Source organism: Bacillus sp. WC2503, assembly GCF_052682895.1.
On sequence record NZ_JBQYMD010000001.1, the window covers coordinates 5,278,829 to 5,303,021 of the forward strand.

Below are 24,193 nucleotides of genomic sequence, written 5' to 3' on the forward strand. Positions count from 1 at the left end.
TTCTGAATAATACTCGTATTTTGAGATGGCGGATTTTTTAGATAAGGATTTAGAATGAAAAAGTATAGGTGATGCAAATGATAGCAACGAAGGATATACGTATAGAAAAAGATTTTTTAGGTGAAAAGGAAGTACCAAGTGTAGCTTATTATGGTGTACAAACATTACGTGCCGTAGAAAACTTTCCAATTACAGGATATCGCATTCATCCGTCACTCATTACGGCAATGGCAATTGTGAAAAAGGCGGCGGCACTTGCGAATATGGATACCGGTTATTTAGCTAAAGATATTGGGCAAGAAATTGCGGAAGCAGCACAAGAAATTGTTGATGGAAAGTTCCATGATCAATTTATTGTGGATCCAATTCAAGGCGGTGCTGGAACTTCCATTAATATGAATACAAATGAAGTAATTGCGAATAGAGCATTAGAACGTATGGGATACGAAAAAGGTGAGTATGCGAAAATTAGCCCAAACACGCATGTGAACATGGCTCAGTCAACAAATGATGCGTTTCCAACGGGAATTCATATTGCAACTCTTATGATGTTAGAAGAGCTTCTTATTACAATGGAAGAACTTCATGCTGCTTTCCGTACAAAGGCAAAAGAGTTCGATCACGTCATTAAAATGGGACGTACACATTTACAAGATGCAGTGCCAATTCGCCTTGGACAAGAATTTGAAGCGTATAGCCGCGTGCTTGCGCGTGATATAAAAAGAATTAAACAGTCTCGTCAACATTTATATGAAGTGAATATGGGGGCGACAGCTGTTGGTACGGGATTAAATGCAAATCCTACGTACATTGAACATGTGGTAAAACATTTACGAACATTTAGCGGATTCCCACTTGTCGGCGCAGAGCATTTAGTTGATGCAACGCAAAACACAGACGCATACACAGAAGTATCTGCAGCATTAAAAGTATGTATGATGAATATGTCTAAAATTGCAAACGATCTTCGTATTATGGCGTCTGGGCCACGTGTCGGATTAGCAGAGATTCAATTGCCTGCACGCCAACCAGGTTCATCTATTATGCCAGGTAAAGTAAATCCAGTTATGGCAGAAGTAATTAATCAAGTTGCTTTCCAAGTAATTGGTAATGATCATACAATTTGCTTGGCTTCAGAAGCAGGACAATTAGAATTAAACGTAATGGAGCCTGTGCTTGTATTTAATTTAATTCAATCTATTAGTATTATGAATAACGGATTCCGTGTATTCCGAGAATACTGTATTAAAGGAATTACAGCAAATGAAGAATTGCTGAAGCAATATGTTGAGAAAAGTGTTGGAATTATTACAGCAGTTAACCCTCACATTGGTTATGAAGCAGCATCTCGCATTGCTCGCGAAGCGATTGAAACAGGGAAATCTGTTAGGGAGTTATGCTTAGAACATGGTGTACTGACAGAAGAAGAATTGGATATTATTTTAGATCCATTCGAAATGACGCATCCTGAAATTGCTGGTGCTTCTTTATTAAAGAATAAGAAGATGTAATGTGAAAAAACACCGATCTATTTGGATCGGTGTTTTATTTTTAAAAGATATTAAATACAGCATTTAATTGAAGTAAGCTAATAATAGCTAAGAAGATTAAACTATATTTCATCACTGTTTTAAATAGAGCAGATTCTTTACCAACTAGTCCAACTGCCGCACAAGCAACTGCTATGGATTGTGGTGAAACCATTTTTGCTATTGTGCCACCAACTACGTTTAATGAAACGAGAGTAGATGGGACGATGTTTAATTGATCGGCAGTTACTGCTTGAAGTGGTGCGAATAGTGAACCACTAGATACTACTGAACCAGTAATGAATACGCCAATCCATCCTAAGATTGGAGAAAGAATAGGGAATACATTTCCAGTAGAAGAGAATGCAAGTCCAAGTGTAGATGACATACCAGAGTAGTTCTCTACGTAAGCTAAAGCGATAACGCTACAAATTGTATATACTGGAACCTTTAATTCTTTTATTGTTTCAATCATTAATTCTTTAATCATTTTGCCGTTTACACGGTAGACGATAAGTGAAACGATAATTGCTAATACAATCGCAGTAGTTGTAGAAGAGAATACATCTAGTTTGAAAATCGCTGCGAAAGGTATATCAGCTTTTGTGATTGGTGCAGTTTTTATAACTTGATTATGAAGACCAGGGAATTGAATGTTAAATACTAAGTTTGCTAATGGACCATCCGGAGCAAATAAAGCTTTAATTGGTTTTAAATTAAAGATTGTTACAAATGCAGTTAAGAATACGAATGGAGACCAAGCATATAAAATTTGATTGAATGTATGAGATTCTTTTTCTTCTTGTTTTTCTTCTTTAGCAGAAGATTTTGGTTGCCAAACACGTAAGAATAATGCAAGAGCGACCATACTTATGACTGCTGCGAAAATATTAGTAAGTTCAGCGCCTAAGAAGTAAGTTACAACGAACTGAGTAATTGCGAAAGAAACACCACTTACAAGAATACCTTGCCAAGTTTCTTTAATGCCTTTAAATCCATCTACCATTGAAACAAGTAAGAACGGTAAAACAATGCTAATGAATGGCAAAATGTAAACTGCTTGACGACCCACAGTTAATGCATCTATTCCAGTTAATTGTGCAGGTACTGTAACTGGAATACCCATAGCCCCCATAGCACCACCAGCGATATTAGCTACTAAGCAAATGCCCGCTGCTTTTAATGGATTAAAGCCCATACCTACAAGTAATGCAGCTGTAATAGCAACCGGAACACCGAAACCAGCTGCGCCTTCTAAGAAAGCGCCGAAAGAATAAGCGATTAATAATACTTGTAAACGTTGATCATTTGTAATACTTGAAATGCTATCACGAATGACATTGAATTGTTCTGTTTTAACAGTTAATTTGTAAAGGAAGATAGCTGCGATAACGATAGTACAAATTGGATAAAATCCAGATAAAACACCAAATCCGGCAGATGCTACTGCTGCAGTTGTAGGCATTTTATAAACAAATATAGCAAGAATAATAGCAACAATTACACTGTAAAGCCCAGCCATGTAACCTTTCATTTTGAATCCCACTAAACAAATAATGAAGCAAAAAATTGGAAGTGCTGCGATTAGTGCAGATAACCAAATGTTGTTTAATGGGTCATAAATTTGTGTCCAAGTACTCATAATAATGACAACTCCTATCTATTATATGTGAAGAAATTCACATTGTTTGTGAAATAATTCACAATCAACTTACATGCTTAGTATATTCTCCTTCAACACTATTGTCAACGTAAAAAAGTATAATTATTCCATAATAGTGTTAAAAGAAAGCTTTGTTCATAAAGTAGACAAAAAGCGCACTTAAATGTATTTGAGTGCGCTTTTTAAAGTGAAACTTTATTCAGTGAGTATTTTGTTCATATGTCATTGTCCCAATAGGTGTATAGTAGATGCCGTCTTTTGTATCGAATATAAAGTTTGATATATTGCACTTATCTGTCCTGTTTGATCTAGTTGGGGAAGGAGTGGTTTATTTCATTATGAGGTTTTGAATAACATTCCAGCCAAATGTAATATGAATAAAAAATAAGAAGCAAATTCTTAATACTAGAGCATCTCTTTTTACTGAAAATTCCTTTTAGTGTAACAAAGAGGTTAAGTATACTCCAACTACTTTACGGAAGTTTATCAATTATAGACGGTATTTTACAATATCATTACTTTGCGTTTCAATGAGGTGAAAATATAACAAAAAGCCTGATAAAACAACGTTTGCAAGCAAAGTATTTGTAGCCCTTTGTTTTGCTTTTTCGTTATATCATATAGTATAATATTCAAAATCAGTAAGGATTTTTTCCTGAATTCTATGCTGATAAAGGTGGAAAAAATTTTCAGCGTTATAGGTTGATAAAGTTATGTCGTAACAGGAAATATAAGAACAGATATATAAATAAATAAAAAGAAAATAAAAACGAAAATGAGGGGAACTTTATGAGCCAAAATCAATTCGAATGTCGTATTTCAGAAGAAGATGTACAAATGTTAAGAGCGTTAGCGCATCCGTTGCGTCTACGCCTAGTAATGGAACTAATGCAACGTGGAACGTGTAATGTAACACAACTACAGGAAGTATTAGAAATTCCGCAATCAACGGTTTCACAACATTTAACGAAGTTAAAGCAAAATAAGGTAGTGCGCTTTGAGAGACGAGGATTAGAAGTGTATTATCAAATCCATAATGATAAAGTAAGTGCAGTAGTAAAAACATTATTTTCTTAAAATTTGAATATTATGGAAAAAGACGTGTGGAATATACGTCTTTTTTTATTTGTCAGAAAGGTAGCGAGAGAGTAAATATTAACAAGTGAGGAAGAAATGACTATCAATCAACATGCTGCCTTACGGAATATATTCTAAAAGGAAAAGAAAAAATAGAAAGGAGTGTAGTAAGCAAAAGGAGGGATAGTAGTATGGATGTGCAACGTGTGAAACAAATCTTATCTTCTTCAAGTAAAATTGACGTTACATATGAGGGCGTACCAGTATGGATTGAGAGCTGTGATGAGCAGAAGGGGAGTGCCCAAGTGTATGACGTATCTAATCCTGGTGAGAGCGTTCATGTGGACGTGACGGCTTTAGAGGAGAAATAATAAAAAAGACGCTTCTAATTTTAGAAGCGTCTTTTTGTTATTCCATCATATGTGCAATTTTCTTAGAGAACATAAGAAGTACTAATCCTAGTACGATTACGATAACACCGATGCTTGCAAATACTTCTAAATATCCTAAAGATTGAGTGAAAGCAGCTAATTGTCCTGCTAATAAGTTTGCAAAGCCAGTACCAGCTAACCATACACCCATTAATAATGATGCTAATTTAACAGGAGCGATTGCACTTACCATAGATAATCCAATTGGTGATAAGAATAGTTCACCGATTGTGTGGAACATGTAAGTGAATACAATGAATAGTAAGTTTGCTTTCATTGTAATGTTACCTTCATCGCTACCAGTTTTTAGAACAGCTAAAGTTAAAACTAAGTACCCGACTCCTAGTAAAATCATACCAAAAGCCATTTTTGTAGGGATTTTTAAATCACCATTTTTTGTTTTTGAAAGTTTAATCCATAATGCAGAAACTGGTAATGCTAATAAGATAATGAATAATGGGTTTACAGATTGGAACCAAGGTGTTGGAATTGTAAATCCACCAATTGTACGATCTACGAACTTATCTGTGTAAAGTGTTAAAGAACTACCAGCTTGTTCAAATCCTGCCCAGAAGAATACAACGAAACAAGTTAAAATTAAAATTGCAACAGTACGTTTTTTCTCTTGTGGTGTTAAAGGTTTTTTCTCAACAGCTTTTGCATTGTGTTCTTTAGATTTTTTCCCCACAACTGTTGTTCCAGCTGATCCTAAGTAACGAGGTGCTAATAAGTTAAATGCAATCTGCCCAATAATCATACCGATACAAGCTGTTAAGAAACCGTATCTGTAATCTGCGAAGTAACCGCAAATGAATGGAGCGATAAGAGCTCCTAAGTTGATTCCCATGTAGAAGATAGTGAAGGCACTATCACGACGAGAATCGTTGTCGCTATATAATTGACCTAATAAAGTCGAAATATTTGGTTTGAAGAATCCGTTACCGATAACTAATAATCCTAATCCTAAAAATAGTCCAGTTTTCGTATTCATTGAAAATAGTACGAAGTTACCAATCGCCATAATGATACCGCCAATAGTAATGGCGTGTCGTTTCGTAATGAAATGGTCAGTTAACCAGCCACCAATAATAGGTGTGAAATATACAAGCATTGTGAAAATACCGTAAATTTGAACTGCAACTGCTTTATCAAAGCCTAAACCGCCGCTTACTAAGCTCGTTGTTAAATAAAGAACTAATAAGCCACGCATTCCGTAATAACTAAATCTTTCCCATGCTTCTGTAAAGAACAACAAGTATAACCCTGGTGGATGTTTTTTTGGTGATTGTTGCTCTCCAGCTTTGTCTAATTTTAAAGCTGCATCCATTTTTGTTTCCCCCTAATCCTGTATAACGGATATTTATGTAATCATTTTAATTTACAAAATATTTAGAAGTCAATAGAATTATATGGAAATAGAAAGAAAATTTCTGAAAAAGTTCTATTTTCTTCAACCGTTATTGTATTTTGCCCTGAAAACTCGATAATAAGCGTTTTCAAATGTAGTAATTGAATTCTAAACGAATTTAAAATAGTGATTAATCAGAAAATTTAGATTAAAATATTTATTCTGATATAGAGAAAATATATTCTATTTACTTTTATAATATAACATATTGGGAATAAAAATACAAAATGAAATAATGTGACACTTCAGTGAAATGAAAAAACCAGCTCCATAAAAGAGGGGAGCTGGTTAGAATAAATTTATTTAACGAAGCGTTTTTCAATGTCGTCTAGTAGCAAGTTAGCAGCCATTACACCGCCAGCTGTATTCCAAATAACATCGTCAACTTTGTATGCTTTTCCGTTCTTTACTGCATTTAAGTTTTTAAATAGAGGATCGTTTATATATTCTTTTTCTAGTTCAGAACCTTTTTTCTCATTGCCTTTATCGAATGTGAAGTAGAATAATACATCGCCATCCATTGCCGAAATACGTTCTTTAGATACGTTACGCTCTGCAAAATCATCTTTATTTTGATCACCAGGACGTTTAAATCCAAGTTCTTTTAAAATAACACCAGAGAATGTATCACCGTGATAAATACGAACATCACCAGGCATAAAGCGTACCATAGAAATTTCTTGATTTACTTTATCACCAAGTTTGCCTTTTAAATCTTTCATACGTGTTTCGTAATCAGCTAAAACCTTTTGGCCTTCTTTTTCTTTATTTAATGCTTTTGCATAAAATTTGAAGTTATCTTTCCATTCACCACGTAATGTTTCTGAGAACACAGTAGGTGCAATTGCTTTTAGTTGTTCGTACACTTTTTCGTGGCGCATTTTGTTACCAATAATTAAGTCTGGTTTTAAAGAAGCAATTGTTTCAACGTTAACTTGTCCTTCATCACCAACAACTTTTACATCTTTCATTTTATCCTTAATATGTGGATACCATGGGTCACCAGTCCAAGACTTTACAGCACCAACTGGTTTCACACCTAATTCAAGTAAAGCTTCAGTTCCTTCATTTGTTAAGATAACTACACGTTTTGGATTAGCGGGAACTTCTGTTTTACCCATTGCATGTTCTACAGTAACCACTTCTTTTTTATTATCTTCTTTTGTAGATTCTTCTTTGTTATTTGATTTTCCACAAGCACTTAAAAGCATTGAAAATGCTAGTAAAAATACAAATAATGTAAACGATTTCTTCCGCATGAAATTCATTATGTACCCCCTACATGTTGAGAATATTTTTCAATAGCAAGCATGATATTAAGCCTTTATCTTTTGATTGTCAATACATATGGATGAAAATAATTCTCATTTCCGTTGACAATGAGAATTAAGTTGAAATACACTAACAACGTATCATTATACATTGAAGGGGAAACGCTGCATGTTATTAAAAACAAATCGAGCAAAATGGATTGGATTATTTGTTGGAATCATTGCAGTCGTTATTTGTATTTGGGGAAGTATTATTTTTGGATATACAAATACGAGTTGGAAACTAGCATTGGATGCTTTTTTCCATTTTAATGGTTCCAATGAACATATTATTATTCAAAATGTACGTCTGCCTAGGGCGTTAATTGCAGCTAGTGTTGGTGCTAGTTTAGCCATTGCAGGCTGTCTTATGCAAACTTTAACTAAGAATCCACTTGCTTCACCAGATTTTATTGGATTAAATTCAGGCGCTGCGTTCTTCATAGTTGTAGCAATTGTTATCTTTTCTGTGACGTCATTATCGGCTTTTACGTGGATTGCCTTTTTAGGAGCGGCAATTGCAGCTGTACTTGTATTTGCTTCTAGTTCTTTAGGAAAAGAAGGGACGACTCCTCTTAAGTTAACATTAGCAGGTGTCGCGATAAGTGCTTTATTTTCATCATTAACACAAGGGTTGCTTGTTTTAAATGAAAAGGCAATGGAAGAAGTATTGTTTTGGCTTGCCGGATCTGTACAAGGAAGAAAAATAGAAATTTTACTATCTGTATTCCCGTATTTATTAGTAGGATGGATTGCATCTCTTATGATGGCAGGAAAAGTAAATACATTGATGATGGGAGAAGATGTTGCAAAAGGTCTCGGACAACGAACAATTTTAATGAAATCATTCGTACTACTCATTATTGTATTGTTGTCGGGTGGTTCAGTTGCGGTTGCTGGCCCAATAGGATTTATAGGAATTGTAACTCCGCATTTTGCCAGATTTCTTGTTGGAGTTGACCACAGATGGAGAGTGCCATATAGCGGATTGTTAGGTGCAATACTATTAATCTTAGCGGATATAGCCGCAAGATATGTCATTATGCCACAAGAAGTACCAGTAGGGGTTATGACAGCATTTATCGGGGCCCCATTCTTTATTTATATTGCACGTAAGAGAGGGCTTAGCAAATGAAGAAGTATATCCCGTTTCGTATAGGAAAAGATGGATTCTCGTTTTTAATGTATAAACGAGCTAGTCTCGTCTTGGTGAGTTTATTAGTAATTTTAATAGGATTATTTTTTGCAAGTGCAGGTATGGGAGATATGAAGGTTGCTCCTTATGACGTATGGCAAGCGATTACTGGAAATGGCGATGCGATGTCAAATATGGTTGTAAATAAGTTTCGTATGCCGCGTATTTTAATTGCGATCCTTGTAGGAATTGCACTTGCTGTAGCAGGTTGTATTTTACAAGGGCTCGTTAGAAATCCGCTTGCTTCCCCTGATATCATTGGAATTACAGGTGGTGCAAGCGTAGCAGTTGTACTCTTTTTAGCTATATTTAGTGATAAAAACAATGCGCTAACAGTAAGCATTCATTATATGCCGCTCGCAGCTTTTGCTGGAGCGACGATTGTAGCGCTTTTTGTATATTTATTTGCATGGAAAAATGATGGCTTATCACCGATTAGTCTTGTTTTAATTGGTGTTGGATTTTGGGCGTTAACGAAAGCGGCAACAACGTTATTTATGTTATTAGCACCAATTTATCAAGCGAGCCAAGCAAATGTATGGATTACAGGTACTGTTTACGGCTCTTCATGGCAAAATGTGATGGTACTTGCGCCTTGGGTTCTCATTTTAACGGTAATATCCTTTATCGCTGCTAGACATTTAAATGCACAAGAGCTAGGGGATGATATAGCGGTAGGACTTGGTGTTCCTTTAACGAAGTCGCGTGTATTTATGTTATTACTTAGTACAGCTTTAATTGGTGGGGCGGTTGCCTTTGCCGGAGGGATTGGGTTTGTTGGTTTAATGGCACCTCATATTTCGCGAAGATTAGTTGGTTCTTTATACGGTGCATTACTCCCAGTTGCAGCTATTGTCGGTGCAATTTTAGTACTCGCTGCGGATTTAATTGGGCGCACAATTTTCACACCACTTGAAATTCCAGCAGGGGTATTTACATCAGCAATTGGTGCACCTTATTTTATTTATTTACTTTATAAAAGTCGGAATTCATAAAGGGAGATGAATATGCAAAAAGCATTGGAGACAAAACGTTTGACGCTGTCCTATGGTGAAACAATTATTATCGATGAGTTGGATTTAGAAATTCCAAAAGGTGAAATTACAATCTTCATCGGTTCTAACGGTTGTGGAAAATCAACTTTATTACGTTCACTAGCTAGATTATTAAAGCCAACAAATGGTGATATTTTGTTAGATAATCAAGCGTTACAAAGTATGCAAACGAAGCAAATTGCTCGTCAAATGGCAATCTTACCGCAAGGACCCCAAGCACCAGAAGGGCTTACAGTATTGCAACTTGTAAAGCAAGGACGTTATCCATATCAAACTTGGTTAAAGCAATGGTCAGAAAAAGACGAGGAAATGGTACAGAAGGCACTTGCAGCAACAGGTATGACAGAATTTGCTGAGCGAGATGTGCATGCTCTTTCAGGTGGGCAACGTCAACGTGCTTGGATTGCAATGACGCTTGCACAAGATACAGACATTATTTTACTGGATGAGCCAACTACATATTTAGATATGACTCACCAAATTGAAGTGCTAGATTTATTATTCGAATTAAATGAAACAGAGCAACGAACAATTGTTATGGTATTACACGATTTGAATTTGGCATGCCGTTATGCAGACAACATTGTAGCTATTCAAGATAAACGAATATATGCACAAGGTAAACCAGAAGAAGTTATTGACCAGAAGTTAGTTCGGGATGTATTCCGTATGGAGTGTCAAATCAGTACGGATCCGTTGTTTGGAACACCACTATGTATCCCGCACGGAAGAGGAAGACGATTAGTTAAAGAAGTTGCTCAAGCAATGAGATAACGAAAAAAGACGATGGGGATTCATCGTCTTTTTATTTTTTGCAAGAAAATAATAGAAAGAGGGGAATTCGTAAACGTCGTTCATATTCCTCTTCACTTTGAAAATAGGTTTGATTTGGTGTAGCTTCTTTTAGATTTATAATGGTAAATCCGGCTTGCTGTAATAATGTGAAATACTCTTCCGTTGTACGATGATATTTAATAACTTCTTGGTCAATCCATGGTTCAACCCGTTTGCCTAGTTTAAAATAATCATCGACGAACCAGCTCGTTCTTTTACCACTCGTTTGCAAGCTTTCAAATGAAGAGGTAATAACAGGATGTTGAACGCTAAAGATGAAGGTTCCATTTGTTTTTAAAGTTTTGTACACATTTTGAAAAATGATATGAAGATGTTCAATATAATGTAAAGCGAGTCTAGATGTGACTAAATCAAAAGTGGATGGGGAGTATGTATAATCTTTGAGGTTTATCAAATGAACAGATCCATTTTTATTTTCTAGTTGTTTTTTAGCTTTTTCATACATAAGCTGAGAGCCTTCAATGCCAGTGTAAGAGTGGCATCCGTTTTCTAATAATTCCTCGCCAAACTTAGCATCGCCACAACCTAAATCGAGAATTTGTTTTCCTTTTACATCACCAATGAGTTGAAAGAATGCTGGCTTTTCAATGGATTCATTGGGGCTATTTTCGCGGTATCTTCGTTTCATATATTGCTCAAAAAACGCTTCGTTATTATATACATCAGATTCTGTAAATGCCATGTTTGAAGCCTCCCTAAATATTTTTTTAATTCTATCAAATATGGAATGTAAATGATAGATTTCTTGTAATGAATCATATATAATTAAAATTTGTAAGCGGTTTCTTTAAACTATTTTTCTATAATAAATTCTGAAAACGTGTTAAGCTAGTAGAGGGATTATTAGAACTATTAAGACAATAATCCGCTTACATGAACGATGGGAGGCTTCACGATGTCTAGTAAAACACTTGCGAAATTTTTAGAAGAAAATTTAGAGGATTTAAAATCAAAGGGGCTTTATAACGTAATTGATCCGCTTGAAAGTCCAAATGGACCGATTATTACAATTGGCGGCAAAGAATATATTAACTTATCTTCAAACAACTATCTTGGATTAGCGACTGATAATCGCTTACAAGAAGCAGCGATTGGTGCAATTCATAAGTACGGTGTTGGAGCAGGAGCTGTTCGTACAATTAACGGTACTTTAGATTTGCATATTAAATTAGAAGAAACAATTGCAAAGTTTAAACATACAGAAGCAGCAATTGCTTATCAATCAGGATTTAATTGTAATATGGCAGCGATTTCAGCTGTTATGGATAAAAATGATGCGATTCTTTCAGATGAATTAAATCATGCATCTATTATTGATGGTAGTCGTCTATCAAGAGCGAAAATCATCGTTTATAAACATTCTGATATGGAAGATTTACGCCAAAAAGCAATCGCGGCGAAAGAATCAGGTCTTTACAATAAATTAATGGTTATTACAGACGGTGTTTTCTCAATGGATGGAGATATTGCAAAATTACCAGAAATTGTTGAGATTGCAGAAGAGCTAGATTTAATGACATATGTAGATGATGCACATGGTTCAGGGGTACTTGGAAAAGGTGCAGGTACTGTGAAGCACTTCGGTCTTTCTGATAGAGTTGATTTCCAAATTGGTACATTATCAAAAGCAATTGGGGTAATTGGTGGATATGTAGCAGGGAAACAAAACTTAATTGATTGGTTAAAAGTTCGTTCACGTCCATTCTTATTCTCTACAGCATTAACACCAGCTGATGCAGCAGCTTGCATGAGATCAATTGAAATCTTAATGGAAAGCACAGAGTTACACGATCGTTTATGGGAAAATGGTCGCTATTTAAAACAAGGGTTAAAAGAACTTGGCTTTAACATCGGAGAAAGTGAAACGCCAATTACACCTTGTATTATTGGTGATGAAGTATTAACACAAGAATTTAGTAGACGTCTAAATGAAGAAGGCGTATACGCAAAATCTATCGTGTTCCCAACTGTAGCTAAAGGAACAGGACGCGTTCGTAATATGCCTACAGCAGCTCATACGAAGGAAATGCTAGATGAAGCAATTCTTAAATATGAAAAAGTAGGGAAAGAAATGGGCATCATTTAAGTAACGACATCTTTTGAATAGCTTGCAAATGAGGAGTGGGGAAAATGAAAAAAATTCTAGTAACCGGTTCTTTAGGGCAAATTGGTTCTGAACTAGTAATGAAACTTCGTGATGTATACGGCGCATCAAACGTTATTGCAACAGATATTCGTGAAACAGATAGTGAAGTAGTAACGTCTGGTCCATTTGAAACGTTAGATGTAACAGATGGGCAAAAACTACATGATATTGCAAAGCGTAATGAAGTAGATACAATTATTCATTTAGCAGCTTTACTTTCAGCAACAGCAGAAAAAAATCCGTTATTTGCTTGGAATTTAAATATGGGTGGACTTGTAAATGCATTAGAAGCAGCTCGTGAATTAAACTGTAAGTTTTTCACGCCAAGTTCTATCGGTGCATTCGGTCCATCAACGCCGAAAGATAATACGCCACAAGATACAATTCAGCGTCCTACTACGATGTATGGGGTAAACAAAGTAGCAGGAGAACTACTATGTGATTATTATCATCAAAAGTTTGGCGTTGATACGCGCGGTGTACGTTTCCCAGGCTTAATTTCTTACGTAGCTCCTCCAGGAGGCGGAACAACTGACTATGCAGTTGAAATTTATTATGAGGCGATTAAAAAAGGTGCATACACCTCATACATTGCTGAAGGAACGTACATGGATATGATGTATATGCCAGATGCTTTACAAGCGATCATTTCATTAATGGAAGCTGATTCAAGTAAGCTAGTGCATAGAAATGCGTTCAACATTACAGCAATGAGCTTCGAGCCAGAGCAAATTGCAGCATCAATTCGTAAACACATTCCGACGTTTACAATGGATTACGCAGTAGATCCAGCTCGTCAAACAATCGCTGATAGCTGGCCAAACTCTATTGATGCAACAGCAGCAATGAAAGAGTGGGGCTTTAAAGCAGAATACGATTTAGACAAAATGACAACGGACATGTTGGCTAAGTTAAAAAAAAAGCTCACAGCTGAGTTAGTGATGAATTAATAGGAAGGGTCGATTCTTAGGAATCGGCTCTTCATTCTTTTTGAGAGGGGGAAAATAACATGCAAAGAGTTGATGTCGTATATGCACTAATACATGACGAAGAAACAGATAAAATATTAATGGTACATAATGTAGAACAAAACGTTTGGTCATTGCCAGGCGGGGCTGTTGAAAAGGGTGAAACGTTAGAGGAAGCTCTAGTAAGGGAAGTAAAAGAAGAGACAGGTTTAACTGCTATGGCAGGTGGACTTGTTGCAATCAATGAAAAATTCTTTGAAGAATCCGGGAATCATGCACTACTTTTTACATTTCGAGCGAAAGTACTAACGGGCGAGCTACATGCAGAAGATGAGGGAGAAATTTCTGCGATAGAGTGGGTGGAGCGAACAATCGCAAATGAACGATTCCCATTCTACGATGGAGGATTCGAGTCATTGTTAGAAGTAGCCATTCCATACAAGTTTCAACTAGAAACAAAGTAATTGAACGAAAAAAAGGAGCCAAAAGGCTCCTTTTTTCTATTCAATCGTCTTCAGTAATAGCTTTTTCAGTAGTGGTTTAATCTTCAATCTTAAATCTTCAGCATGATTTGCAACTAAGAAGTGATGATTATAAATGTTTTTCATTAATTGATAAGTCGCTTCTTTCGCTTCGCCTTCTTCGATGAAGATACCGATTACTTCCATACCACTTTTACGAGCGAGTTTCACAGCTTCATGCGTATCTAAAATTCCGTCTTGTTGATAGTCTAGGGCAGAAGGTTCACCGTCTGTGAAGACTAATAGAAATTTATGTTTTTCTGGTCTTTTCGCAAGCTTTTCAGAAACGATACGAATAATATATCCGTCGCGGTTATCTTCTTCTTCACGAAGTTGCATAATTTCTGGACCAACGTTTGGTAACGTTGAGTTTTTGTAATTTACAACCTCATGGATAACGTTCGGTTTATCTTCAGGTTTAGCACTAGAAGCATCTTCCCAAAATCCGCTAATAGCGTGCGGGATCTTTAAAGATTTCAACGCTTCATGGAATAAGACAACACTCTTCTTCGTTTCTTCCATTTTGTTATACATAGAACCAGAACAATCCACTAATAGTTGGAATGCAACGTCGAGCTCTTGCGATTCTTGTCCTTTTTTATAAAACATGCGCGGCTGCTTTTCAGTATAAATACGAAGGAATTTCTTCCGAAGTCTTCCGTAGTATTTATCACTATTTGCATTCGTTTTATTTTCAATCGTTTTTTCGATAATTTTCTTTAATTCTTTTACATCTTTATTAACGACTGATTTGATAGCTTGGTAATCTTTTTTCTCGTCAGGATTTGATTTGCGAGCTTCTTTAAATGTATGAGAGGCACCTACATTATACTTACCATATGCACCCTCGCTTTGGCTAGAAGCGTGTGAAGCTCTTGCTTCTTCTGTATCAGCACCATCAAAGTTGGATTGTGTACTTTTTTGAGAAGTACCTTGTACAGAACCAAGTGCTTGATCGCCATCTTCTGATTCACGAGCAGTATCACCCATCATGTTTGTTTTTGTTCCGCTTTCTAATTCAAAGCGTAAAAAGTTCTCGTTTTCGTTATTTTTATTTTCACGATGCCATGTGGAGAAGCTTTCATCCATTTTGTTTTTATTGTCATCGTCATCTATGAGCTGCGTATCATCATTTGCTAAATCTTCAACGCGGCAGTTCTTTTCATCTGCAATGACAGATAAATAAAGCGGAGCATGTCCGAAATAATTGTTAAGCATATCATTTTCAAGAAGCTCCTCTAAGCGGTAGCGAATTTTCTCAACGATATACATAATATCTTCGGTATTATGGGCTTGGAATGTCTCATGCAAAATTACTTCAATTTGCTCGAAATATTCATTAGTAAACATTTCATATTTATCGCTCGTTAATGAAAGGTAACATAGACAAAATAGACGATCACCGTGATAGTTACGAACGCGGTTTATTTCATTTTGTGAGCCGAAGTAATTGCGGTACATTTCTTTTCGGCGTTTAAAAATATGTTTCGTGCCAGGTCGTAAGTTTTTTACGATTTCCTCGACACGTAAATCTTCTAATAGAACAAATAATTGTGTTAAGAACTTCTTTAGGGGCGATTCTTGTAATTCAATCGCGTAAGAACGAATTAAAGCCATGTCCGAGTAATGTTTATTACCAAGTGCTTTTAAGAACACTTCGCTTTTTAATCCGATTACTGTATCTTCTTCTTTTCGATCATCCCAAAAGTGACTAATGACAACCTTTTTTTCAATTTCGTCGTAGTATGCTTTATAGCCATATTCAAGATAGGCATCGTCTTCTTTTAGAAGGGCATACATTAAGTTTTCCATTTGTAGAAACAGCGACGCATCAATTTTTTTGTCACTAAAAATTTGTCTCATGAATTATCCCTCAAAGAAATAACTTTCTGCTAATTCACGGACAGTCATTTGTTCTGTTTCATCATTTAATTTCGCAATAATGCTTCGCTCAATAGCGCGCATAACAGGAATATATACACCTAAATCGCATGCGTCGATAATACCACGAATACTTGCTGCTTCTTCACTTACACGCCCATCACGAGCTAAAGGCATAAGGTCGCTTGCAAATGCAACGAACTTTTCAATTGTTGCAACATCATTTAATTTTGATTCAGATAGTAATAGTTCTTTTAATGTGTCACCTTGAATATAAGGAACTTCAATAATAACAAAACGGTTTTTTAATGCTTCGTTTAGTTCACTTGTCCCAACGTAACCTTCGTTAATCGCAGCAATTACGCGATATTCGTCATCACCGTATACAACTTCTTGTGTAAATGGGTTTGTAATCATTTTACGGTAATCTAGTGCACCGTGAAGAAGTGGTAACGTTTCAGGTTTTGCCATATTGATTTCATCAATATATAGGAAGTGACCGTTCTTCATTGCTTTCATAAGAGGACCGTTAACGAACGTAACTTCAGATGCTCCGTCTTTCGTTTGTAATGTGTTGTATCCTAAAATACCTTCCACATCTAAATCGACAGAACAGTTAATGCTATGCATTGGTTTTTGGAATAAAGAAGAAAGAGTTTCCGCTAGTACCGTTTTACCACTACCAGTTGGTCCTTTTAATAGAATATTTTTGCCAAGAAGAAGTGCCGTAATAGCATCTTCGATAATGCTGTTATCAGATGCTTTATATATTTTAGTACCGATTAAATGAGCATTTTCACCAGCTTCTTGTTTATTCTTTTCATGAATTGTAGAAAGCTGCTGTTTTAAATCAGAATGTATATGAAATTGTTCTAACATGTATTTCCCACCTAACATTATTTTCATAAAGTAATACATCTTATGATAACTTGTTTTAATATGGTATGCAAAGAAAAGGAGAAGGGGGAAATATAAAAGAAAAAGCAATCAATATCACATTGATTGCTTATAGTAAAGGAGAAATCAGTCGCATAAAGGACTCTAATATTCTTTTTTTGATACTTCTTTTTTGGAATGAGTTCCATTTAATTTCAGTAGAGTGTTTAAAGTCTTCTTCAAAATCGCGTTTAATATCATGAACGGTTTCTGATTCATAGAGTACGCTAATAATTTCATAATTTAATTCAAAGCTACGTACATCCATATTTGCTGTTCCGATTGTTGCAATTTTATCGTCAACGAGTACAATCTTTGCGTGCATAAATCCATCTTTATAACTGTAAATAGAAGCACCGGCTTTTAAAAGTGGAGTGAAATAGGATTGAGATGCTTGATCGCTAATAATACTATCACTCTTACCAGGATATAAAATGCGTACATCTATGCCAGATATTGCACTTAAGCGTAATAATGTTAAAGTTTCTTGATCCGGAATAAAGTATGGTGTAGCGATCCAAATAGATTTTTTGGCTGAGCCCATAACAGCTAGTAATGTATTACGAATACTTTTATCATCTGAGCTTGGTCCACTTGCTACGATTTGCACCGCACCTGTTGCATCCAGAATTTCTTTTCCTGGGAAGTATTGTCTATTCATAAATTGATCCCAAGAATAAGTATTCAATCCACTAGACGCATAAAGCCAATCTTCTAGAAAGATGGCTTGTAATTTATACAATGCTTTTCCTTCTATTTTTAAATGACTATCACGCCAAACAGGGAATTTTTTTGAGCGACCAAGATATTCATCACCTACGTTAAGCCCTCCGGTAAAACCAATTTCTCCATCTACAATGACGATTTTACGATGATTACGATAATTAACTGTCTCCAGTAACCAAGCTGAAAAAATAGGGTCAAATTCGACAATTTCAATTCCAGCTTTTTTCATAGGTTGTAAAAATCGTCGTCTTAACGTATTACTTCCGAGTCCATCATAAAGGAAGCGTACAATAACACCCTCGTTTGCCTTTTGTATTAAAGCATCTCGTACTTTTGTACCAATCTCATCAGATTTATAAATATAGTATTGAATATGTATGTGATGTTTTGCATTCTCGATTGCTTGCAAAATTTCTGAAAAGGTTTGATCGCCGTTTGTTAAAAGTTTTGTCGTTGTTCTATCTGCGGCAGGCCCGCCTCCAAATTTTTGTACGACTTCTGTTAAATGTATGGAACGTTCATGTAATGGGACTGTGAGTGATAATTCTAGTCGTCTTCCTTCTAATATTTCGCGGAATAATTTTCTTTGTTCTTCTGAACGATGGAGATGTTTTTTTCTTCTCCAACGGCTACGCCCGAAAATAGAGTATAAAAGTACACCTACAACGGGAAGAAGTGCTAATACTAAAAACCAAGCTAAAGTACTTTGGGGAGATCTATTTTCTATAAAAATAACGAATGAAATTCCTACGATTGTGATGGACCATAGAGCACCGACAAACGTATATAACGAAATAACCGATGTATTTAATAGGAAAAGAACGATAGATACGATTGTAAATATTAATAATAATTGAACGATAGGTTTCTTCATTTCTATATAATTCCTCTAATCTTTCTTAAATATAGACTTCTTAAATAGAAGATATAATCTGACATCCTTATTATAAAGTGTTTTGTTTTTTTTACAAAATATAGACATTTGTCCTATACTTTCCGCATTTGTCCTACATACAGTATATTGTTACGTTGTTATCCCGTTATTTGCTGGGTAGTAAAAATCCCATCTCAAAATTCGATGAGTGCAAGGAAGTTAGGCGGGAAATGATTGTCCATAAATGCCCGATTGATTTGGGCTAATAATCAGTGGGGGAGGGACAAAGCCCGCGCCGATTAAAATTTCACTTTATATAGCAAAAGGGATGAATAAAATGTATGGTCGTCCAATTGGAGGATTTGGTTATCCATATTACTCGAATTATGCTTATTATCCAGATTACCAACAAGATCCGTATTATTCATACAATATTAAAGTGAGGAAATTGAAAGGGAGAGGTGAATAATGAATTATATAGAAAATAACGGAGTGTATTATCGCAATCATAATGGAGGACACCATCATAATGGAGGACACCATCATAATGGAGGACATAATCATCATGGAGGACACAACCATTATGATCATCACCATCATCATCACGGTGGTGGATGGGGCTGGGGTGGAGGCGGCTCATGGGGAGGCGGAGTTTTCCCAGGAAGTTTTGCGGGAGGTATGTTAGGTGGGCTTACAGCAGGTGCATTAACGGGTGCAGCAAGTGGAGGTTATTATCCAGCACCGTACCCAGTAACATATCCAGCACCATATCCAGTTCCATACCCAGGTTATCAGCAAATACCATATCAGTATTAAACAAAAAAGAGGTTATCCTCTTTTTTGTTTAATACTATATTTATTTATGAAATACTTCCAAAATAAAGGTAAAAATATGTTAATATTTTATTATTGTAATTCAAAAACATATATACCAATTTAAACTTTTATATTATTATTCGTGAATAGTTATATAGTATGTTCTAATGTCTATTTTGCTATTAAAAAGCATAGAGGTTAGACGCGAGTGGAATGAGTAGGAACAAGGGTTGCATAGAGCAAGTTAAAGGAATGCGGTATAATAAGGCAAGCTAATTAGGGAGATGAGAAGCTACTAATTATAATTGGAACGGTATTATATTGCTTTTTTTTACAAATAATATTATGTTATTTTAATCGGCATAATTCAAAATGTGATGTATGTAAAGGGTTATTATTAGAAAATGAAATATCTCTATTTCTATGAAAAGAAACAAGTTGTGTTTTAGTTAGATAGGAAGCAAGGAGAGATGCGCATGCTAGAACAAAGAGGTCATGCATTATATGACTCTTCATTGCGAGATTTAAAGTTAGCATTAGATGAGTCTTCAATTGTTGCAATTACAGACCGAAAAGGTCTTATTACATATGTAAATGATAAGTTTTGTGAAATCTCCAAATATAAAAGAGAAGAGTTAATAGGAAAAGATCATCGTATTTTAAATTCAGGATATCATCCGAAAACTTTTTTTCAAAACTTATGGAAGCGTATTTTGAATGGGAAAGTATGGAGAGGTGAAATCCAAAATCAAGCAAAAGATGGTACATATTATTGGGTTAAAACCACAATTGTTCCATTTTTAAACGAGAAAGGAGAGCCGTATCAATTTATCGCGATCCGAAATGACATTAGTAGTAGAAAAGAAGCAGAACAGAGATTACGATTGAGTGAAAGCCGTTATAGGGAACTTGCATATCATGATGCTTTAACGAGTTTACCGAACCGATTACAGCTAATAACGACTGTTAATGAACTGATTGCAGGGAAAAAGGAATTTGGCATAATATACTTTGACTTAGATCGTTTTAAATTAGTAAATGATACGTTAGGTCATATGATAGGAGATTTACTTTTAAGCGAAGTTGCTTCACGGTTGCATTATGTGTTAGGAGAGAAAGATGTTCTGGCTAGGCTAGGTGGCGACGAATTTGTGCTGTTAACAAATGAACATACACAAGATGAGATGCGGCAGTTAGCGACATCGGTATTGTCATGTTTTCAGGCACCATTTATGCTTGAAGGTCATGAAGTATACATTTCAGCTAGTCTAGGACTTTGTTCATATCCACAAGATGGACAAGACGTGGAAACACTATTGAAAAATTCGGATTTAGCTATGTATAGTGCGAAAGAACAGGGAAGAAATGCGGCGTGTTTCTTTACAGATGAGTTACGTGCAAAAATAAATCGTAGAATGAAAATCGAGTTTGCTTTGCAAAAGGCAATTCGTGATGAAGAATTAGATGTAGTATTACAACCTATCATTGATTTGAAAACGAAGAAATATACTGGCATTGAGGCTTTAGTGCGCTGTATGACAGAAGAAGGGCCTATTTCACCAAGCGAATTTATTCCAGTAGCTGAAGAATCTGGACTTATTATAAAATTAGGAGATTGGGTATTAGAAAAATCGTGTCGCCTGTTTAAAACATTACCGGATTACCAAGAAGGATTAAGGTTATCTGTGAATTTATCCATACAACAATTAATGCAGAAGCGTTTTATTTTGTCTGTACGTAGCATCTTAAGGAGAACTGGTTTTCCTCCGAATCGTTTAATTTTAGAAATAACGGAAAGTATTGCTGTTCGCCATTTTGATTATATTATCGCTACATTACAAGAATTAAGAAGTATGGGCGTATTAATTGCTTTAGACGATTTTGGAACTGGCTATTCCTCATTGTATTATTTAAAACAATTGCCACTTGATATCGTAAAAATTGATCGTAATTTTATTCGTGAATTTCATTATGATCATGCACAGCCAGAAAGAACGATTGTAAAATCTGTTATTGAAATTGCCCATAGTTTAAATTTAGCAGTAGTTGCTGAAGGGGTAGAAACGGTAGAACAAGAAAGTTTATTACAATCCATGGGCTGTGACTATGTACAAGGATTTTATTATGCAAAACCTTTATCCGTAGGAGAGTTAAAAGAAAAGTTAATTACGGATTTTTAATAGAAAAGAGAAGCTAAAAGCTTCTCTTTTTTTAATTCGTTTTTTGTGAGTTTTTCATTAATACGGGATAAAGAATAAGACCTAATATAAACAATCCAATTCCTAAGAAAAACGTTTTTAAATCAGCAGTTCCCGTTTTGATAACCCAAATAGAGTATACAAATGCTAATGTAGTAATAACCCCGTCTTTTATTCGAGATCCTGGCATTATATCATATGTTTCTCCTGTAATAACCAATTTAAATTGGTACAGAGTAGAAACAAGGTATGGAATTAAATAAGCTAATGTTGCTACAACGATAGCGAAATTATATGCTTCTGAAACAGTGCCAGAAATCGTTGAGAATAAGAAGATTTGTGTCATCACATTTGTAATAAATAATGATTTTGAAGGACTACCCTTTTTATTTGTTTTACTGAAAAACTTAGGGAAAAGTCCATTTTTGGCAGCCTGGTAAGGTACTTCTGAACTAACAACAATCCAGCCAACAGTAGATCCAAATAAAGATACAAGTGCTAGTAACGCCATTATATATGCGCCTTTATTGCCGATTGCTAAATTTAATGCGTCTACTAATGGTTTTTGAGACTCTTTTAAAGCTTCTTGCGAGAGAGCTCCCATTGTAAGTAAAGTAATTGACATGTAAATAATAAGAGCAATAATTAGGCCGAAAATTGTAGCTTTTTTTACATCACGCTGTGATTTTGCGCGGTTAGAAAGCATAACTGCTGATTCGATGCCGATAAACGCCCAAAGTGTTGCAATAGCAGCTGAATTGATTTGTCCACCTAACGAGATGGATTGTCCAGCTTCATTCATAAATGTTTGACCGTCTCCGAAATTAGAGGCGTTGAAAATGAATAATGTAATCACAATAAACATTGTAAATCCGATAATTTTTGCAATGGTAGCAAGAAGATTCATATTTCCAGCTCGATCAATATTTTGAGAAAGAATATATTGAATTCCCCATAACATAAGGCTACATACTAGAAAAGTTAACCCTTTTCCTAGTTCTAGTGAAAATCCATTTATTGAAAAGAGAATTTGCTTACTTTGTAAAACTGGAAAAAATGTTGATAAATATCCAGCAAAGGAAATAATAACAGATGCTGTTGCTGCCCAGTTCGCAGCCCAATATCCCCACGCCATACTATACCCTGCAACTTTACCTGCTTTTTTTGAAGGAAACATCGCTTGAGCGTAACTTTGTGGTCCTGCTTTTAATTCTGGTTTTCGAATTGCTAAATTTCCAAATACGAGTGCAATCATAAATACGCCAAGTCCTGTAATACTCCATGCGAGTGTAGAACCCATTGGACCTGATACTTGTGCTAAATTTGCTGGGAGCATAAATACGCCACCGCCAACCATATTCCCGATAACAAAAGCTGTTAAAACCCATAATCCCCATTTTTTCGTTTCCATTTTTGTTAACTCCTTTGTAGTAAGATTTGCTTAAACATCATTTTTTACTAGCTTTTTGGCAATAAAAAAAGAGCCATGTAGATAAAAAATACCTACATGGCTCTTCGCCAAAGCGTAGGTACAACGGGAATAACCCTTGTACCTACGCGTAAATTTTCCGCTAGGTTTCAAGGGTTACGTATGATGATGATGTTTTTGTGCAAATGTAACTACAATTGTTGTATAAGTAAGCATAGTTCTTTGCTCCCTTTCTCCTCTGATTTTGAAGTTAGTATACTACATGTTTTTTTGAATGAAAAGAAAAATATAAAAACTTTTATAAAAATACGTTTTAGAGATTAAATATTTACCTATATTTTTCTTGTACTGGAAAATAAGTGAGAGATTGGCAGAAGAGTGTAGCATGGTATAATACATATAGAATTAGAAGGTGACAAGGGGCTATTGTAGATGATGAGTAAGTATGAGCAAATTTATATAGAAATCAGTAAGTCTATTGATAATAAGCACTTAAAAGAGGGATGCAAAATCCCATCAGAAACAGAATTAATGAAGCAGTATGAGGCAAGCCGAGGTACTGTAAGAAAAGCAGTAGATTTATTGCAAGAGCGTGGATATGTGCAAAAAATTCATGGAAAAGGTGTTTTTGTATTAAAGCGAAAAAATATTGAGTTTAACTTCGGTGGCATTGTAAGTTTTCAAGAAGAAAATGAGCGTCTAGGACGTCATTGTATTACAGAAGTCGTGGAAATGGAGAAAGAAGAAGCGACAAAAGAGGTTGCAAAATTATTAAACGTGAAAGAAAAAACAAAAATAGATCATATTAAACGTGTACGAAATATTGATGGAGAAAAAGTAATTTTAGATATAAATCATTTTGTATCTGAGTTTATTCCAGGATTAACGAGAGAAATTGCAATGGCATCAATTTATAAATACATTGAGAAAGAATTAGGGCTACATATTAGTTATTCGCAGAGGGTAATTGAAGTGCAGCCGTGTACAGATGATGACCGAAAGTATTTAGATTTAAATGGCACAGATTATGTTGTCGTTGTGAAAAACTTTACTCATTTATATGATGGGAGTCAGTTCGAATATACGGAATCACGTCACCGCTTAGATATTTTTCACTTTTCGGATGTGGCGCGAAGAAAGTAAAGAGGTGAAACGAAATAACGTTTCATCTTTTT

At 35.4% G+C, this 24,193-nt stretch carries 21 protein-coding genes; 13 read left to right on the top strand and 8 right to left on the bottom strand.

Annotated features, from left to right (window positions below):
• Nucleotides 1–77: 77 nt before the first annotated feature.
• Nucleotides 78–1,511 (top strand): aspartate ammonia-lyase, encoded by a 1,434-nt coding sequence (gene aspA, locus ACUN26_RS27140; RefSeq protein WP_000562163.1) that lies wholly within the window; start codon nucleotides 78–80, stop codon nucleotides 1,509–1,511.
• Between the two features lie 40 nt (nucleotides 1,512–1,551).
• On the opposite strand, the gene ACUN26_RS27145 is transcribed toward aspA, so the two are convergent.
• On the bottom strand, nucleotides 1,552–3,171 hold the full coding sequence (locus ACUN26_RS27145; protein WP_000109129.1) for an L-lactate permease: 1,620 nt from the start codon (nucleotides 3,169–3,171) through the stop codon (nucleotides 1,552–1,554).
• Between the two features lie 810 nt (nucleotides 3,172–3,981).
• On the opposite strand from ACUN26_RS27145, the gene ACUN26_RS27150 reads away from it, so the two are divergent.
• Both ACUN26_RS27150 and ACUN26_RS27155 read left to right on the top strand, forming a co-directional pair.
• Nucleotides 3,982–4,269: an ArsR/SmtB family transcription factor gene (locus tag ACUN26_RS27150; RefSeq protein ID WP_000081428.1), complete on the top strand. Its 288-nt coding sequence runs from the start codon at nucleotides 3,982–3,984 to the stop codon at nucleotides 4,267–4,269.
• Nucleotides 4,270–4,460: 191 nt separating this feature from the next.
• Nucleotides 4,461–4,640 (top strand): acid-soluble spore protein H, encoded by a 180-nt coding sequence (locus tag ACUN26_RS27155; RefSeq protein WP_000383122.1) that lies wholly within the window; start codon nucleotides 4,461–4,463, stop codon nucleotides 4,638–4,640.
• Nucleotides 4,641–4,677: 37 nt separating this feature from the next.
• Here ACUN26_RS27155 and ACUN26_RS27160 read toward each other — a convergent pair whose 3' ends face one another.
• Nucleotides 4,678–6,027: a peptide MFS transporter gene (locus ACUN26_RS27160; RefSeq protein WP_000338301.1), complete on the bottom strand. Its 1,350-nt coding sequence runs from the start codon at nucleotides 6,025–6,027 to the stop codon at nucleotides 4,678–4,680.
• A 380-nt stretch (nucleotides 6,028–6,407) separates the two neighbouring features.
• Nucleotides 6,408–7,376, bottom strand: coding sequence for an ABC transporter substrate-binding protein (locus ACUN26_RS27165; RefSeq protein WP_001010250.1), 969 nt, complete (start codon nucleotides 7,374–7,376; stop codon nucleotides 6,408–6,410).
• A 172-nt stretch (nucleotides 7,377–7,548) separates the two neighbouring features.
• Here ACUN26_RS27165 and ACUN26_RS27170 point away from each other — a divergent pair, with 172 nt between their 5' ends.
• Genes ACUN26_RS27170 through ACUN26_RS27180 form a run of 3 tightly spaced genes read left to right on the top strand, consistent with a single transcriptional unit; the run spans nucleotide 7,549 to nucleotide 10,442 of the window.
• Nucleotides 7,549–8,553: a FecCD family ABC transporter permease gene (locus ACUN26_RS27170; protein WP_000925227.1), complete on the top strand. Its 1,005-nt coding sequence runs from the start codon at nucleotides 7,549–7,551 to the stop codon at nucleotides 8,551–8,553.
• A complete protein-coding gene (locus ACUN26_RS27175; RefSeq protein ID WP_000760042.1) occupies nucleotides 8,550–9,608 on the top strand; it encodes a FecCD family ABC transporter permease in 1,059 nt (352 codons plus the stop codon). The genes ACUN26_RS27170 and ACUN26_RS27175 overlap by 4 nt, the downstream gene beginning before the upstream one ends.
• A gap of 12 nt (nucleotides 9,609–9,620) precedes the next feature.
• On the top strand, nucleotides 9,621–10,442 hold the full coding sequence (locus ACUN26_RS27180; RefSeq protein ID WP_001167946.1) for an ABC transporter ATP-binding protein: 822 nt from the start codon (nucleotides 9,621–9,623) through the stop codon (nucleotides 10,440–10,442).
• 31 nt (nucleotides 10,443–10,473) lie between these two features.
• Here the strand turns inward: ACUN26_RS27180 and ACUN26_RS27185 are convergent, their stop codons facing one another.
• Nucleotides 10,474–11,205 carry a class I SAM-dependent methyltransferase gene (locus tag ACUN26_RS27185; RefSeq protein WP_000885937.1) on the bottom strand — a complete coding sequence of 244 codons (732 nt, stop codon included), beginning with the start codon at nucleotides 11,203–11,205 and terminating at the stop codon, nucleotides 10,474–10,476.
• A gap of 213 nt (nucleotides 11,206–11,418) precedes the next feature.
• Between ACUN26_RS27185 and ACUN26_RS27190 the strand changes: the two genes are divergently transcribed.
• From ACUN26_RS27190 to ACUN26_RS27200, 3 genes are read left to right on the top strand one after another with little or no spacing between them, the layout of a single operon-like run.
• Nucleotides 11,419–12,609, top strand: a complete 1,191-nt coding sequence (locus ACUN26_RS27190) for a glycine C-acetyltransferase (RefSeq protein ID WP_000095899.1) — start codon at nucleotides 11,419–11,421, stop codon at nucleotides 12,607–12,609.
• 44 nt (nucleotides 12,610–12,653) lie between these two features.
• On the top strand, nucleotides 12,654–13,619 hold the full coding sequence (locus tag ACUN26_RS27195) for an L-threonine 3-dehydrogenase (protein ID WP_000723133.1): 966 nt from the start codon (nucleotides 12,654–12,656) through the stop codon (nucleotides 13,617–13,619).
• Between the two features lie 59 nt (nucleotides 13,620–13,678).
• Entirely contained in the window at nucleotides 13,679–14,101 is a 423-nt protein-coding gene (locus ACUN26_RS27200) for an NUDIX hydrolase (protein ID WP_001189950.1), read from the top strand.
• Between the two features lie 36 nt (nucleotides 14,102–14,137).
• Here ACUN26_RS27200 and ACUN26_RS27205 read toward each other — a convergent pair whose 3' ends face one another.
• The 3 genes from ACUN26_RS27205 to ACUN26_RS27215 form a co-directional block, all read right to left on the bottom strand.
• On the bottom strand, nucleotides 14,138–16,021 hold the full coding sequence (locus ACUN26_RS27205; RefSeq protein ID WP_001248838.1) for a vWA domain-containing protein: 1,884 nt from the start codon (nucleotides 16,019–16,021) through the stop codon (nucleotides 14,138–14,140).
• A 3-nt stretch (nucleotides 16,022–16,024) separates the two neighbouring features.
• Nucleotides 16,025–16,918: an ATP-binding protein gene (locus ACUN26_RS27210; protein WP_000892990.1), complete on the bottom strand. Its 894-nt coding sequence runs from the start codon at nucleotides 16,916–16,918 to the stop codon at nucleotides 16,025–16,027.
• A 127-nt stretch (nucleotides 16,919–17,045) separates the two neighbouring features.
• On the bottom strand, nucleotides 17,046–18,575 hold the full coding sequence (locus tag ACUN26_RS27215) for a cardiolipin synthase (protein ID WP_000743022.1): 1,530 nt from the start codon (nucleotides 18,573–18,575) through the stop codon (nucleotides 17,046–17,048).
• 328 nt (nucleotides 18,576–18,903) lie between these two features.
• Here ACUN26_RS27215 and ACUN26_RS27220 point away from each other — a divergent pair, with 328 nt between their 5' ends.
• From ACUN26_RS27220 to ACUN26_RS27230, 3 genes are all read left to right on the top strand, one after another.
• Complete coding sequence (locus tag ACUN26_RS27220) at nucleotides 18,904–19,044, top strand: hypothetical protein (RefSeq protein ID WP_002037950.1); 141 nt, start codon at nucleotides 18,904–18,906, stop codon at nucleotides 19,042–19,044.
• Nucleotides 19,044–19,391: a hypothetical protein gene (locus tag ACUN26_RS27225; RefSeq protein WP_001106415.1), complete on the top strand. Its 348-nt coding sequence runs from the start codon at nucleotides 19,044–19,046 to the stop codon at nucleotides 19,389–19,391. Before ACUN26_RS27220 ends, ACUN26_RS27225 begins: the two co-directional genes overlap by 1 nt.
• A 476-nt stretch (nucleotides 19,392–19,867) precedes the next feature.
• Nucleotides 19,868–21,571, top strand: coding sequence for a putative bifunctional diguanylate cyclase/phosphodiesterase (locus ACUN26_RS27230; RefSeq protein ID WP_000893352.1), 1,704 nt, complete (start codon nucleotides 19,868–19,870; stop codon nucleotides 21,569–21,571).
• Between the two features lie 31 nt (nucleotides 21,572–21,602).
• On the opposite strand, the gene ACUN26_RS27235 is transcribed toward ACUN26_RS27230, so the two are convergent.
• Nucleotides 21,603–23,000: an amino acid permease gene (locus ACUN26_RS27235; protein WP_000448439.1), complete on the bottom strand. Its 1,398-nt coding sequence runs from the start codon at nucleotides 22,998–23,000 to the stop codon at nucleotides 21,603–21,605.
• 450 nt (nucleotides 23,001–23,450) lie between these two features.
• On the opposite strand from ACUN26_RS27235, the gene treR reads away from it, so the two are divergent.
• Complete coding sequence (treR, locus tag ACUN26_RS27240; RefSeq protein WP_000987223.1) at nucleotides 23,451–24,161, top strand: trehalose operon repressor; 711 nt, start codon at nucleotides 23,451–23,453, stop codon at nucleotides 24,159–24,161.
• The last annotated feature ends 32 nt before the right edge of the window (nucleotides 24,162–24,193 follow it).